Source organism: Mycobacterium sp. SMC-4 (assembly GCF_025263265.1).
Lineage (GTDB): Bacteria > Actinomycetota > Actinomycetes > Mycobacteriales > Mycobacteriaceae > Mycobacterium.
Window position 1 is genome coordinate 4324291 of sequence record NZ_CP079869.1, and the last position, 13353, is coordinate 4337643.

General features: G+C 62.8%; 12 protein-coding genes. 6 read left to right on the forward strand and 6 right to left on the reverse strand.

Annotated elements, in window-relative coordinates:
- Positions 1-94: 94 nt before the first annotated feature.
- Positions 95-964 carry a metal-dependent hydrolase gene (locus tag KXD98_RS20540; RefSeq protein WP_011856885.1) on the reverse strand — a complete coding sequence of 290 codons (870 nt, stop codon included), beginning with the start codon at positions 962-964 and terminating at the stop codon, positions 95-97.
- A 104-nt stretch (positions 965-1068) separates the two neighbouring features.
- Here KXD98_RS20540 and KXD98_RS20545 point away from each other — a divergent pair, with 104 nt between their 5' ends.
- The 5 genes from KXD98_RS20545 (at position 1069) to KXD98_RS20565 (ending at position 8554) form a co-directional block, all read left to right on the forward strand.
- Positions 1069-1704 (forward strand): TetR/AcrR family transcriptional regulator, encoded by a 636-nt coding sequence (locus KXD98_RS20545; RefSeq protein ID WP_011856886.1) that lies wholly within the window; start codon positions 1069-1071, stop codon positions 1702-1704.
- Positions 1705-2034: 330 nt separating this feature from the next.
- Positions 2035-5157 carry an RND family transporter gene (locus tag KXD98_RS20550; protein ID WP_011856887.1) on the forward strand — a complete coding sequence of 1041 codons (3123 nt, stop codon included), beginning with the start codon at positions 2035-2037 and terminating at the stop codon, positions 5155-5157.
- A gap of 433 nt (positions 5158-5590) precedes the next feature.
- On the forward strand, positions 5591-7567 hold the full coding sequence (locus tag KXD98_RS20555; RefSeq protein ID WP_260760116.1) for an ATP-binding protein: 1977 nt from the start codon (positions 5591-5593) through the stop codon (positions 7565-7567).
- 79 nt (positions 7568-7646) lie between these two features.
- A complete protein-coding gene (locus KXD98_RS20560) occupies positions 7647-7895 on the forward strand; it encodes a type II toxin-antitoxin system HicA family toxin (protein ID WP_163678473.1) in 249 nt (82 codons plus the stop codon).
- Entirely contained in the window at positions 7892-8554 is a 663-nt protein-coding gene (locus KXD98_RS20565; RefSeq protein ID WP_260760118.1) for a hypothetical protein, read from the forward strand. Before KXD98_RS20560 ends, KXD98_RS20565 begins: the two co-directional genes overlap by 4 nt.
- A 930-nt stretch (positions 8555-9484) precedes the next feature.
- On the opposite strand, the gene KXD98_RS20570 is transcribed toward KXD98_RS20565, so the two are convergent.
- Together KXD98_RS20570 and KXD98_RS20575 are read right to left on the reverse strand one after the other, a co-directional pair.
- Positions 9485-9796, reverse strand: a complete 312-nt coding sequence (locus KXD98_RS20570; RefSeq protein ID WP_260760119.1) for a DUF308 domain-containing protein — start codon at positions 9794-9796, stop codon at positions 9485-9487.
- A 35-nt stretch (positions 9797-9831) separates the two neighbouring features.
- Positions 9832-10455: a flavodoxin family protein gene (locus KXD98_RS20575; RefSeq protein WP_260760120.1), complete on the reverse strand. Its 624-nt coding sequence runs from the start codon at positions 10453-10455 to the stop codon at positions 9832-9834.
- A gap of 153 nt (positions 10456-10608) precedes the next feature.
- Between KXD98_RS20575 and KXD98_RS20580 the strand changes: the two genes are divergently transcribed.
- The gene (locus KXD98_RS20580; RefSeq protein ID WP_260760121.1) at positions 10609-10791 is read left to right on the forward strand and encodes a hypothetical protein; all 183 of its coding nucleotides are present in this window, start codon (positions 10609-10611) and stop codon (positions 10789-10791) included.
- 2 nt (positions 10792-10793) lie between these two features.
- Here the strand turns inward: KXD98_RS20580 and KXD98_RS20585 are convergent, their stop codons facing one another.
- The 3 genes from KXD98_RS20585 to KXD98_RS20595 form a co-directional block, all read right to left on the reverse strand.
- Positions 10794-11051: a Rho termination factor gene (locus tag KXD98_RS20585; protein ID WP_260760122.1), complete on the reverse strand. Its 258-nt coding sequence runs from the start codon at positions 11049-11051 to the stop codon at positions 10794-10796.
- A gap of 77 nt (positions 11052-11128) precedes the next feature.
- Positions 11129-12148 carry a DNA topoisomerase IB gene (locus KXD98_RS20590; RefSeq protein ID WP_260760123.1) on the reverse strand — a complete coding sequence of 340 codons (1020 nt, stop codon included), beginning with the start codon at positions 12146-12148 and terminating at the stop codon, positions 11129-11131.
- A 9-nt stretch (positions 12149-12157) separates the two neighbouring features.
- Positions 12158-13339, reverse strand: coding sequence for a zinc-dependent alcohol dehydrogenase (locus KXD98_RS20595; protein WP_260760125.1), 1182 nt, complete (start codon positions 13337-13339; stop codon positions 12158-12160).
- Positions 13340-13353: the final 14 nt, after the last annotated feature.

The window sequence follows — 13353 nt, forward strand, 5'->3', positions numbered from 1 at the left end:
CAGAACCGATCTTGACTTCACAGCGCGCGAAGCGGAGCCCATGAAGTGTTCTTCGGTTAAGGCCGACTTTGAACTGTGCCGGGCTCTGGTCGAGCTAGACGCCACTACGCACTTGCTGGCCACCATCGGCGTCGAAGAGTTCCTTGGTCCAGCGTTCGAGGATTTCTGCGCTGTCCCAGTCGTCGGGATGAAATCCGGCGCGGGTGTAGGAGCGAAAGCGCGCAATTGCTGCTGGGCTGAATAGCGGGTTATGACGGAAGGCTCGAAGGCTGCGCAGCAAGCGCACCGGGTTGTAGGCGGAACGGTCACCAGCCAGAGAGCGGGTGGTCTGGATGACCAACTCGCTGAACAAGAGGAGGCTGGCGATCCGCATCCCCCAGACCCTGGTGCGTTCGCTTCCACCGACCGTCTCGTAGACATCGAAAGCAACGGCCTTATGCTCGCATTCTTCCAGTGCGTGCCAGAGCAGAATAGGCCGCACTTCGGTGTCGCCGATCAGTTCTTGAGCTTCGTCGCTGGTGAGAATGATCTCGGCGAATGTCGCCGTGTAGTGCTCGAGGGCGGCCGTCACAGCCAGGCGCATCTTGGGAGAAAAACGCTTCTCAAGTCGGCCAACCAGCTTCTTGACATGCCGATCGATCCCCTCGGTGGGATAGCCCATTGCTTGAAGCCGATCGTTGAGCAGCCGATGCTGGTGTCGGTGGGTGGCCTCTTGTGCGATAAACCCCTTGACCGCCTCCTTGAGGTCAGCGTCGCTGATGTGGTCCCGGTACTCGCGGACTGACCGGATAAAGAAGTCTTCGCCTTCGGGGAACGTGGCCGACAAGGTGGACACAAAGTGGCTCATCACCAAGTCGCCATCAACGAAGTGCTGCCGACTGGTCCCAGCAGGCATATCGAATCGAACACGGCGGGGCTTCGGGACGACCCGTGCGGTGGGCCGTGTGGACGAATCGTCGCTCATGTTGTTCTCCCATTCGCCAAGGACGCGCTGTCAATCTGACTCTAAGCCTTGTCAGAATTAGATGGCAAGCTATCCACGTGGTTTCGGCGCGGGTGTATAGCGGAATGTCCGCCGAGGAGCGTCACCGGAACCGGCGCACCCGTCTCATCGAGGCCGCAACGGAGTTGATCGGCACGCGCGGCGTTGCCGCCGCCACTGTGACTGCCGTCTGCGCTGAATCGGGTGTCACGTCACGGTACTTCTACCAGCACTTCTCCGACCGAGACGCACTCCTGCGGGCTGTCTACCAGCAGCTCTATGCCACCTTCCAGGAGGTGATAGTCGACGCGATCCCCGATGCCGGCGAGCCACCGGAGGTATTGGCGTACGCGCCAATCCGCAGGCTGGTCGGCATGATCGACAACGACCCGCGGCTGGGTCGGATCCTGTTCGTGGAATCTGCAACCGAGCCGCTGCTCCGAGAGCTACGCAGCGAACTAATGGCAGGTTTCACCGACCTTGTCTTGCGCGAAGCCAGACTTCACCTCGACATCGCCGACTCTGCCGTGGGGGTTGCCCATTTGGCTTCGACCTTGGGCGTGGGAGGGCTATTCGAAGTCTTGCGCCGCCGACTCGACGGAGAACTGGAATTCACCACAGATGAACTCGTTCAGCACTGCGCAGGTTTCCTGGGCAGCCTAGGCAATTACGTGCTGCTGCAGAACACGGGCCAGTCGGCCACAACCGAAGCGCAAACCTAGAGCTAGCGGCCCCGCTACGCGATGTGGCCGTGCGTGCGCCCGACGACCAACGTCCGAGAACAGCAACAGCAAGACCCTGAACGGCATCCAAGGCCAGTGTCGTCGACTTACAGCGTCAGCCCTGGCTTCCAGAAACCCACTGAGTGTTCGATCATTCCTCTGCCCACTGCGACCGTCGGCCCGGTCCCGACTCGATAGCGGTCGCCGGCCCCTTCGCCAGCCGCGCGCTTTGCGCGGCCTGGCGACGACGGCCCCGCCACCACTTGCACTACATGCGGTAGCGTAGCGATACCGATAGTATCGCTACGATTCGCTACTAGTGGAGGCCCAGTGACCGACGGCACTGCAGATTCCCCAGGCCAGGCCACGCGCCGTGGCCAGCGGGACAACGGATCCCCCAACCCGGCCGAAACCCGCGAGTACAGCGAACGGTTGGCAGCGCTAGCCCGATTCACCCTCCGACACAAAGCGCTGGTCATCGGGGTATGGCTAGGCGCCGCGGTCGTCCTCGCGTTGCTGTTCCCCCAGCTAGAAACCGTGGTGCGCCAACAGTCGGTGGACCTCATCCCTCGCGATGCGCCGTCCTTGCAGACGGTTGACCGCATGAGCGCCGCTTTCGGCGAAGAAGGCTCAAAAACCATGGTGTTCGTCGCCATGGAAGACCCCAATGGCTTGACTCCGACTGCACGGCAGCGCTACGGCGAACTCGTGCGCCGGTTGCAGGGCGAAGGCAACCACGTCCTGCTGGTGCAGGACCTACTGTCCGATCCGATTACCGAAGCCCAGGCAGTCAGCGCCGACCGCAAAGCTTGGTACCTGCCCGTAGGTGTCACCGGCACCCTCGGAGACCCCACGGCCGCCGAATCGGTAAACGCGGTGCGCAACATCGCCGCCGAGGTCTTCACCGGCTCGACCACGACTGTGCAAGTGACGGGACCACCGGCAACCTTCAGCGACATGATCGCATCCGCCGAGCACGACCTGCTGCTGATCTCAATCGCTACCGCGGGCGTGATCGCCCTGATCCTGCTGATCGTCTACCGGTCGGTGTTCACCGCGCTGTTACCGCTGCTAGTAATCGGGTTGAGCCTGGCAGTCGGGCGCGGCGTGCTGTCCGCCCTCGGCGAGATGGGCATGCCCGTCTCCCAGTTCACCGTCGCCTTCATGACTGCGATCCTGCTCGGCGCGGGAACCGACTACACCGTATTTCTGATCAGCCGATACCACGAACAGCGCCGCGCCCAAGTACCCGCCGATCAGGCCGTCATCCACGCCACCGCCAGCATCGGGCGCGTCATCCTCGCCTCCGCCGCCACCGTCGCACTCGCGTTCCTGGCCATGGTCTTCGCGCGGCTCAGCGTCTTCGCCGCCCTTGGCCCCGCGTGTGCCATCGCCGTACTGTTCGGATTTCTGGCCACCGTAACCCTGCTGCCACCGGTGCTGTCGCTAGCCGCCAAACGCGGCATCGGTGAACCCAAACCCGATCGCACCCGCCGCTACTGGAACAGCGTCGCCGTCGCCGTGGTCCGCCGTCCCGTGCCACTACTCATCGTCAGCCTGGTCATCTTGCTCGCCCTGTCGGCAGCGGCAGCAACCATCAAAATCAGCTACGACGACCGCAAGGGCCAACCAGACACCACGGCCAGCAACCTGGGCTACCACCTGCTGGACCGCCACTTCCGCAAAGACGTCGTCATCAGCGAATTCCTCGTCGTGGAAAATCCGACCGACATGCGGACCGGCAAAGGACTGGCCGATCTTGACGAGATGGCCTCCCGCGTCTCCCAGATCCCCGGCGTCACCAAGGTTTCCGGAGTCACCCGCCCCACCGGAGAGCGCCTCGACCAAGCAGAACTGGCCTGGCAGAACGGCCAGATCGGCGACAAAATGGCCGGCGCCGTCGCCGAGGGCAACTCCCGCAAGGACGACCTCACCAAACTCACCGACGGCGCCGACCAGCTCGCCGACGGCCTCGCCCAACTCGACAGCACCGTGCGCACCGCCTTCACACCACTAGCCGGAATCCTCACCCAAGCCCAATCCGCAGGAACTCAGGTCAACCAATTCCGGCCGCTGCTGCAACAACTTTCCGCCACTGCCCCCGCCGTCGACCAAGCCATCCAATCCGGCCCAGGACTACGACCGCTGGCCAACCAAGCCCAAAACGCAATCACTCAACTCGACCCACTCGTCGGCGCCCTCAACACCTCACCCTGGTGCGCCACCACCCCACAATGCGCCCAAATCCGCAACCAGGTCCAGATCCTGGTCACTCTGCGCGACAACGGATTCTTCAACCAAATCGCCGACCTCGGGGACCGCTACGATCCCGCCACCAATGCCACCGTTGGTGGCACCCTCGCCAACGTCCAGAACGCAGTCGCCTCACTGGACAAGGCATTCGGAGCCCTGGGTGACCCCGCCGACCTGACCACAAATCTCCGCCGATTGCAGGACGGAATCGGACAGCTGGCCTCCGGCGCCCAAGCACTCGCCACCGGCGTCCGCACCCTCGCCGACAGCAACATCGAAATGCTGTCCGGCATGAGCCAGATCGCCACCCAACTACAGAACTCCTCGCGCGCAGCGGCCGACTCCGACTCCTCGAGCGGTTTCTACCTGCCCGCCAACGCATTCGAGAACCGGCAATTCACCGACGTCGCCGAACAATTCCTCTCACCGGACGGCAAAACAGCGCGGTTCATGATCGAAAGCAGCCACGACCCATACAGCGTTGAAGCCATGGACCTCGCCAGCCGCATCACCGACACCGCCAACACCGCACGACCCAACACGTCACTCGCCGACGCCACCGTGTCCGTAGCCGGCTTCCCCGCCGTCAACTCCGATATCCAACGACTCCTCTGGGCCGACTTCGCACAACTAGCCATCGCCACCATCATCATCGTCGGCGTCATCCTGGTCCTACTACTGCGCGCACTCCTAGCACCGCTCTACCTACTAGGCACCGTCGTGCTCAACTACCTCGCATCACTCGGCATCGGCGTCGTAGTCTTCCAATGGGGACTGGGCCACGAAATCGCCTGGCCCGTACCGCTGCTGGCGTTCATCATCCTCGTCGCCGTCGGCGCCGACTACAACATGCTGCTCGTCTCACGGCTCCGCGAAGAATCCGGAACCAACATCCGCGTCGGCGTCCTGCGCACCGTGGCAAACACCGGAGCCGTCATCACCTCCGCTGGCCTCATATTCGCCGCCAGCATGTTCGGCCTCATGGTCGGCTCAGTCGCCATCATGATCCAAGCCGGCCTCATCATCGGCTTCGGGCTGCTGCTCGACACCTTCCTCGTGCGCACCCTCACCGTGCCCGCCATCGCCACACTCCTACGCGAAGCCAGCTGGTGGCCCACCAAAGCAACAAACCCGCGACCCGGTCAGACCAACCCAGGAGGCATTAAGGACGCACCTCACGTGCTGGTCCAGGAGAGGTGAAAAGCGAACAGAGCAATACCCGGCGCTACATGCCGACCAGCGTGAAGGCGTATTCACCCCGAATGAATACGACCCCTGCGCCGGTACAAACAGCCGATTATCGACGGACGAAAATCAAAACGCCCGCCAACGAAGTTGCACGGGTCGACTGTTGGTTCGCGAGGATGGCGAGGCTGGCGAACCTCGCACATCTTGCATGCCGCAAACAATCGCGAGGTCCTCAACGTCCGCTCTGCTGCGTGCAGATCTCCACGCGAGAAACTGGCCGAGGCGGCCGATAGGGCTCGATAAGAGGGCTGAAACATTGACGGACGCGAGCACGCTGTACGAGCCCTACGCCAGGGTGGACTACCTAGGCTAAAGCGGGACTTACGAAGTTGCGCTTTGCTGCAACCAACACGTCTCCGTCGGACCCGCGTGAAACGATGTAGCCATGACCACGGTCAAGGTCCAAGCAGGTCAGTCCATTCTGGAGGGGTACGTCAAAAAGCCCTCCACTGGCCTGACCGAACTCATCTGGAACGCCTTCGACGAAGACGCGCACCACATCGCCGTGACCTGCGAGTACAACGACCTCGGCGGGATCGAACAGATCGCCGTGACCGACGACGGCAACGGCATGAATCGCGAGAAGGCGGAGCATGCATTTTCCCGTGTTGGCGATAGCTGGAAGCTGATGCCAGGCACTCGAAGCGAGAGTGGCCAGCGCGTAGTGCACGGACGGCACGGACGGGGCCGTTACACCGCGTTCGCGCTGGGCAGTCTGGTGCGCTGGGTCTCCACGTCGGAGCGCGTGGAGGGCGGGCTCGGCGTTGTGCAAGTGACCGGTCACAGGTCGTCGCTCGACACCTTCGACATCGAAGCCTCCGACGTCGGTTCGGACGTTGCCGAGTCCGGGACAGTCGTCTCAGTACACCAATTGGCGCCAGGTGCGTTGTCGAGCTTCGACGCACCCGACGACCTACGGCAGGCTGTTCTCACCGAGTTTGCACTGCATCTTGAGCGCTACAAGGATTTCCAAATTCGTTTCCTCGGCGAGCGTATCGATCCGGCGTCGGTCGAGATACACCGTGAGGAGATCCCGCTGAGCGACCCGCAACGCTGGGACGGCCAAGCCAACCTCACGGTCATTGAGTGGGATTTGCAGAACGTGCGGCGGTCCATCTTCCTCTGCGATGCGGATGCCCGCGTCCTCGACGAGGTAGAGGCCAGGGTCCAAGCTCCCGGCTCGGAATTCACCGCCTACCTGACTTGGGAGGGCTTCGTCAGCGACGATCCGGTCGCTTTGGAAGACGACACGGACACGCCTCGCGGGCAGTTGATCCACGCTGCCCGCGATGCGCTACGTGACCATCTCGCGGAAAGACAACGACTCCGCGAAGCCGCCACTGTCCAACGCTGGCGCGACGAAGGGGTGTGGCCCTACAAGGACCAGCCCAAAACACCCGTCGACCAGGCGACGCGAGACACGTTCAAGGTCGTCGCCCTTGCCGCTTCCCGGACCATTGACGAGAGCAAGAGCGGCGGCCCAAAAGCGATGGCGCTGCGACTTCTCAAAGAAACGTTCGAGACCGACCCCGAGGCGCTCTTGCCGATCCTGTCCGATCTGGCCCGGCTGCCAAAGTCTCGGGTGGATGAGCTCGCGCAGCTGTTGAGGCACACATCGCTGACGCAGCTGATTCAAACCGGCCGCGCCATCGGTACCCGCATGGAGTTTCTCAGCGGGTTGGGCACGATCCTGTTCGACCGGCAGATCAAGCGACGGCTGCTGGAACGCCGGCAGTTGCACCGCATCCTTGCGCACGAAACCTGGATCTTCGGCGAGGAGTGGAGCCTGACCGGTGACGACGAACGCTTGAGCAAGGTACTCAAGAAGTTCCTTGAGAAGCTGGGAACGCACGTCGAGCTAGCTGACCTTAAGGAGGTGCGGTTGGAGGACGGCTCAGATGCGATACCGGACCTGGTACTCGGCCGTCGGCTGCAGACGAATGCCGACTCGTTTGAACATCTCGTGGTTGAGCTTAAACGACCCAAGCACAAGCTGGATGACGACGACGTGAGCCAACTGCGGTCCTACGCCAGCGCAATCGTCAACGACGAGGCGTTTGCTCAACCGAATGTCAAGTGGGACTTCTGGCTGGTCGGCAACGAGACCACCCGGACCGTTGACGAGCAACGGCGGCAACCGCATCTGCCGTTCGGTGTCGTACAGGAGAGCCCGTATCGGATCGTCGTGAAGCAGTGGAGCGAGCTGATCTCGGACGCCGAGCACCGACTCAAATTCGTCCAGAACTCGCTGGAGTACGAAACCTCTCACGACTCGGGATTGGCTTACCTCCGAGAAAAATACTCGCAGTTCTTACCCGCCGAGGTCACCGACTCAGTCAGCCAAGAGGTTCAATCGGCTTAGAGTGCTGGCGTTGGCAGGCATTGTCACCTATTGTCTAGTCCCCTTGACTAGAAATAGTCCAGGCAACTAGACTAGAATTATGGTCAAAGAAGAGCCGACCCGAAAGGTCCACAGACGCTTGAGGGATGCCGGCTTCGCTCCAGCGGGCGGGAAGGGAGACCACACCAAGTGGCTGCACCCCAGCGGGTTCCACGTGTCCATTCCCGATGCTGACAAATCTATTTCGCCTGGAGTTGTGCGGCAAATAAACAAAGCAATCGAAAAAGCGGCGCAGTCCAGCAGGGCGAAGCCAGACACTGATCCCGCCGATGCGCAGAAGGGGGAATGATGACGCACCAGTACAAGATCGAAATTGCTCGTGAAGGCAAGTGGTGGATGGTCTACATCCCTGATATCGACGGGGTGACCCAAGCCCGAAGGCTGTCTGAAGCGACGACTCGCGCACGCGAGTACATCGCGCTAGATCAGAACGTCCCTTACGACGACATTTCGATCGAGACAGCCAGCGTCCGCATGCAAGACCCAGTATTTAGGGAGCTACTCGAGAGTGCCCGCGGAATCAGGAACATGCGTGCACACGCCCAAACGCTCGAGAACGAAGCAATGCGGAACGCTCAAGAGTTCGCACTCTGGCTCACTAGATACGGAATCCCGGTCCGAGACGTTGCCGAACTGCTCGACATTTCACCCCAGCGAGTCAGCCAACTGGCCAATGAACAAGGGGACGAGCGAGGTCCGGGGCTCGAAGGGCTGGACCCCGATGATGTGTCTGATCTTCTGGCGAAACTCGAGTCGAGCGTCGCTCGGCGTCGCGGAGTATCGCCTTCCCCTGTGACGGCGGTCAAGGCTGCAAGTCCAGTCATCGGAACCAGGCTCGCTCAGCCCGCTAAAGTGCCGATCAAGAAAGTTCCGACCAAAGCGGTGGCTCGCGCGAAGACAGGTGCGACAGCACGAAGGACGACCGGGCAAAGGCGTAGTCGAGGCTAAACGACAAAGCCCCCTTGCCATCTGCGTAAGCCTCAGGCGGATCTCGCGCTACATGTGTCTCCACAACCGGCGGCCCATTCGCGTATCGGAACGCCACGACCAGATCACCGGTGCTGACCGTTCGATTCCAGCCCAGCGCCCCGGGGAGAACGCCATGCCCAGAACCAAGCGCGCAGCCCCTTCTATGCAGCCATCCGGTCGAATGCGTCGTCGCACTCGACATAAAGCTACCGACCACGTCTCGGCCGGAAACCTGGTATGCGACTCAACGTCACCACCACGGTCGTGGGCGGCCCCGAAGAGCACGAACGCGAGAAGCCCTCAAGCACCGCGCACGCCGGCACCTTCAAAATGTACGCGTCGCGCTCCATCGCCGCCGCCAGCAGTCGCAGTCGCAGATCGGCGACCCAATGCCTGACGACAGCCCGGTCGTGAAGCTCTACGCCGCCGGTCTTGCCGAGGCTTCGTCCATCCAACGGCACCCCGTAACACGATCTCCAACCGCCGCGACCGCTGGATCCGGAGATGGCCGCCGAAGCAAGAAATAAGGATGCCGCGTATGAGGTGCGTAGGCGAAGGACCCACCAGAGATACCGCAGTGGATACCGCAGCGCTTTCAGCTAGCTCCACGGCGCGACAACACAACCAACTTCATAGTCGCAGCTATAGCGGATTGTTCCGTTGACTGTCGAAGCCACCCAACGCTCCAAACGCCCAGGTCGGAGGATTTTAAGTCCGCTGCCTCTGCCAATTGGGCTATGGGGGCCGTCGCCTGATCTTAGCGACGCGCTCCCCCGCATCCGATGACTGTCAACGTTCGGGCAACCTCATGTGGACCATAGCGCAGAGTGCGGTGGACCAAAGTGAGCCGACCAGCGCACCTGCAGTGCGCCGGCCGGCCGTTGGGCGTTGTCGGTGCGGTCCCCGACCTCAGCTCGTCGGGGGTTCGTAGTGCGCTTCGGGGTTCTTGGCGTGCCAGTCCTGTTGCTGAAGCTGCACTTTTCGGTGCATCCTGGCCAGCCACAGCAGTCCGCCGCCGATCAGGATCAGGGCAACAACGATTCCGATGATGCCGCCCATGGTGGCGGCATTGGCCAACGCGTACAGACCGACCACCAACGAGAGCACACCGAGGCCGACTGCGATCAGGCCCGGAGCGTTGTGGCCGGCCTTCATCGTCTCCCCGGCATGCTGGCGGGTGGTGCGGGCATGATCAACCGGATCTCTTGAGGTATCAGGCATTTCGTTCTCCTCTCGCCGTGGTATCTCGGCGTTCGTCACTGGTAAGGCGGGTACTGCGACTGCTGCAGCGCACGCGCCAGATGCACCGCGTTGCGGGCGGCCGCCGCGGTGGCCGAGGCCACCGATTCCGGCACCTCGTCGATGTCCTTGTAGTCGGTCGACCCCATCGCCGGGCCATTCCAATACGTGCACCCCTGCGCCGGAACACTGAAGCCGATGTCGTTGAGCCCCTGCAGAACATCGGCGACCACCTTATGCGCGCCGTCCTCATTGCCGACGACGCTGACGATCGCGACCTTGCCGGCCATCACGGGCCGGCCCTGATCGTCCTCGTTCGACATCTCGGCGTTGAGCCGCTCCAGCACCCGCTGGGTGACCGACGACGGATGTCCCAGCCAGATCGGTGTGCTCAGCAGCAGAATGTCGGCTGCCAGCACCTTTTCACGGATTTTCGGCCATTCATCACCGCCGCCCATGTCCGCCTCGATGCCCGGGGCGATGTCGTAGTCGACGCAGCGCACCGTCTCGCACTCTGCTCCCTGGCTCCGCAGTGTCTTGGCGACGTCGTCGGCGATCAGGGCACTGCTGGAATCGGCGGGGCTGGGTTTCAGACTACAAATCAACCCGACAGCCCGCACCGGTCTGTTGGTATCCGACATGCCTGCGAGATACCCGGCGTGATCATGACCAAACGGCACGCAAGACATCGGTAAGGAATGCCACACCGGCGCCCATCACGTCATCACCTCACGCGGGTTTCGGAACCCCGCGGCGCGGGCATCACTGCACGGACGCAACGTAGGAGGTCCGTCATGAGTGATCCGCGCTCCGAGAAAGCCGAATCTGACGTCGAATCCGACCCCAACGTCGCGGGGTCCCGCGTCGACGAGGACGGCGAAAATCCCGACTCCGGTCCTTATGTGGGGCGCATCGGCTCCGACGACGACATCGACGCCGAGGAGTCCGGTGCTGAGGCGCGCGCCAAAACGGAGTGACGTCAGTGGTTGCGCAATTTGGTGATCAGCTTGTCCTTCGTCAGATGTGAGTAGTTCGACATCCCGAGTTCTTTGGCGCGCTTCTTGAGGTCAGAGACGCTCCAGTCGTAGTAGGAACCGGAATGACCGCCCTTGCGGCCCACTGCTGACCTGCCCCGGGCCGCCGCAGCATTGGCGATGCGGGCCGACTTCTCTTTGGAGTTGCCCTGGTCCCGGAGCTCTTCGTACATTTTCTCGTTCTTTATCGACGAGTTCGGCATCTGCTGTCCTCCTCATATGACAAGTGACGACGGCTTCTGACCGGATTTCCACACCGCGGCGTGCCCAAACACCTCGTTCAGCTGCGCGCGACGCGCCGTATCAGCAATCGTGTCGCCTTCTCCAGCACCGCCTGCGCCTCATCGGGGTCGCCTACCTTCGAGGCCCGCTTGGTCGCCGACGTGATGGTCAGCCCCTGCTGGTAGCCGGTGACCACCCGTGGGTCGACGTAGGACGAGCGCGCCACCGCGGGCGTGTTACCCAGTTCCTCGGACACCTCTTTCATCACCCCGGCTGCGGCCCGCTTGATCGCCGTCTTCGATGTCGGCGGCTTGGCGTCGGCGAAGGCGGCTGCCGCCAGCACGGTGCCGTGCCAGGTCCTGAGGTCCTTGACGGTGTAGTCGTCGCCCACCAGTTCCTTGAACCGGGCGTTGAGGTCGTCGGCGCGCAGGTCGACCCAATCGCTGTTGGGGCTGCGGCACACCAGCAACCGGCCGGATCGGTCGGTTCGACGCATCAGCGACCGTACGGCGCGCACCACCTCCGGGTCGCTGACCTCGATGGTGCGCTGCACTCCACTCTTGGCCGGGTAGTCGAACTCGACCGCATCGCGCTTCAGCGTCACGTGCTCACACAGCAGCGTCGCCAACCCGTAGTGCTCGTGTTCTTCGGCAGACTGCTCACCCCCGGCGCGAAAATATCCCCGGTCCAGCAGCTGCAGCGCCAACGCCAACACCCTGTTGCGGGTGAGTCCGCGCCCGGCAAGGTCTTTGGCAACCTCGGCCCGCCACTGCGGAAGTAGCGCCGACATCTCCAACACACGGTCGAACTTTTCCTCCGCGCGCTCCTGCCGCCACCGCTGGTGGTACAGGTACTGCCGGCGACCCGCCGCGTCGACGCCGACGGCTTGGATGTGGCCGTTCGGTTTCGGACTGATCCAGACGTTCTTCCACGCCGGCGGGATGACCAATTCCTGAATGCGTTGAGCGGTGTCGGGGTCGGCGAGCAGCTCGCCGTCCGGTCCGTAGTACGCGAAACCTTTTCCGCGACGCTTTCGTGTGATACCAGCTGAATTCAGCTTGCTGCGGGCCAGCCTCACCGGGGCCTCTCAGGGCTCCAGGATGATCTTGACGGCTCCGTCCTGCTTCTTCTGGAAGACCTCGTAGGCGTGTGGGGCCTGATCTAGTGGCAGCACGTGGGTGGCAAAGGTGTCCACGCCCAGCGGGTCGGAGTCGGTCAGCAGCGGCATGATGTCGTCGACCCACTTCTTGACGTTGGCCTGGCCCATCCGCACCTGCAGCTGCTTGTCGAAGAGGGTCAACATCGGAATCGGGTCGGCCATCCCGCCGTATACCCCAATCAGGGACAGCGTGCCACCGCGCCGGACACAGTCGATCGCCGCATACAACGCATCGAGTCGGTCCACCCCGGCCTTCTGCATAAGCGGTTTGGCGATGGCGTCGGGAAGAAACGCCGTAGCAGTCTGAGCGGCATGCGCGATCGGCGAGCCGTGCGCCTCCATACCGACCGCGTCGATCACCGCGTCGCTGCCCCGGCCGTCGGTCAGGTCACGCACCACATCGCCGACCGAACCGTTGACCTCACGCAGATCGATGGTGTGGATGCCGCGGGCCTTGGCCCGCTCCAACCGCTCGGGAACCCGGTCCACCGCGAACACCCGATAGCCCAGATGCGCAGCGATACGCGCCGCCATGTCACCGATCGGGCCCAAGCCCAGAACTGTCACCGAACCGCCGTCCGGGATATCGGCGTAGGCCACCGACTGCCACGCTGTCGGCAACACGTCAGACAGGTAGACGAAGCGCGAATCTGGCGGCCCCTCCGGGACTTTGATGTGAGTGAACTGCGCCTGCGGAACGCGCAGATACTGCGCCTGGCCGCCCGGCACCTGACCGTAGAGCTCCGAGTAACCGAAAAGCGCCGCCCCCATGCCCTGGTCGCGGACCTGAGTGGTCTCACACTGGGTGAACAGTTGCTGGTCGCACATGAAGCAGTGCCCGCACGAGATCTGGAACGGGATGACGACCCGGTCCCCTACCGACAGGTTCGTCACCTCGGCGCCGACCTCACGGACGATCCCCATCGGCTCGTGGCCGAGGATGTCACCTTCGTGCATGAACGCACCGAGCACCTCATAGAGATGAAGATCGGAGCCGCAGATGTTGGTCGACGTCACCTCGATGATGGCGTCGCTGGGCTGCTCGATTTCGGGGTCGTCGACGGTGTCGACCCGGACATCTCGCCGGCCATGCCACGTGACTGCTTTCATGCCGCTGCGACTAC

Coding starts and splice junctions, on each gene's coding strand:
- KXD98_RS20540 (WP_011856885.1), bottom strand. CDS start 964: ATGAGCGACGATTCGTCCACACGGCCCACCGCACGGGTCGTCCCGAAG.
- KXD98_RS20545 (WP_011856886.1), top strand. CDS start 1,069: ATGTCCGCCGAGGAGCGTCACCGGAACCGGCGCACCCGTCTCATCGAG.
- KXD98_RS20555 (WP_260760116.1), top strand. CDS start 5,591: ATGACCACGGTCAAGGTCCAAGCAGGTCAGTCCATTCTGGAGGGGTAC.
- KXD98_RS20560 (WP_163678473.1), top strand. CDS start 7,647: ATGGTCAAAGAAGAGCCGACCCGAAAGGTCCACAGACGCTTGAGGGAT.
- KXD98_RS20565 (WP_260760118.1), top strand. CDS start 7,892: ATGATGACGCACCAGTACAAGATCGAAATTGCTCGTGAAGGCAAGTGG.
- KXD98_RS20570 (WP_260760119.1), bottom strand. CDS start 9,796: ATGCCTGATACCTCAAGAGATCCGGTTGATCATGCCCGCACCACCCGC.
- KXD98_RS20575 (WP_260760120.1), bottom strand. CDS start 10,455: ATGTCGGATACCAACAGACCGGTGCGGGCTGTCGGGTTGATTTGTAGT.
- KXD98_RS20580 (WP_260760121.1), top strand. CDS start 10,609: ATGAGTGATCCGCGCTCCGAGAAAGCCGAATCTGACGTCGAATCCGAC.
- KXD98_RS20585 (WP_260760122.1), bottom strand. CDS start 11,051: ATGCCGAACTCGTCGATAAAGAACGAGAAAATGTACGAAGAGCTCCGG.
- KXD98_RS20595 (WP_260760125.1), bottom strand. CDS start 13,339: ATGAAAGCAGTCACGTGGCATGGCCGGCGAGATGTCCGGGTCGACACC.